This is a genomic window from Brevibacterium rongguiense (assembly GCF_009857845.1).
GTDB lineage: Bacteria > Actinomycetota > Actinomycetes > Actinomycetales > Brevibacteriaceae > Brevibacterium > Brevibacterium rongguiense.
In genome coordinates this window covers 1-432 of the sequence record NZ_WWEQ01000140.1, presented here as the reverse complement: position 1 = coordinate 432, position 432 = coordinate 1, and the positions used below count along the sequence as shown (strand labels likewise).

General features: G+C 57.4%; 2 rRNA genes. Both read right to left on the bottom strand.

The window, feature by feature from the left end:
* Positions 1–105, bottom strand: a 5S ribosomal RNA gene (gene rrf, locus GSY69_RS13885); the annotation flags it as partial.
* Between the two features lie 199 nt (positions 106–304).
* Positions 305–432, bottom strand: a 23S ribosomal RNA gene (locus GSY69_RS13880); the annotation flags it as partial.

Genomic DNA, 432 nt, shown 5'->3' with positions numbered 1-432 from the left:
CCTACTCTCCCACACCCCCTCGGGTGCAGTACCATCGGCGTGATCAGGCTTAGCTTCCGGGTTCGGAATGGAACCGGGCGTTTCCCCAACACTCTCACCACCGCAAAAACACGGGACACCCCCACACCACCACAACAGGCAGCAAACAAGGGAGCACACCGGGATACGGCAATGCCAAAACAGTGGACGCGAACACCAACCATGACAGTCGAAACGTGTTTACTCGTGTTACCCGACCCGCAACCCCCACACCACAACCACCACCCCACAACAGGGCAACAGTCACAGTGCGCGAAGGCACGTAATGGGTGAGTGATCGGCGTATTAGTACCAGTCAGCTCCACCCCTCACAGGGCTCCCACATCTGGCCTATCAACCCCATCATCTCTAGGGCACCTAATAACGAAATCTCATCTCGAAGCCGGCTTCCCA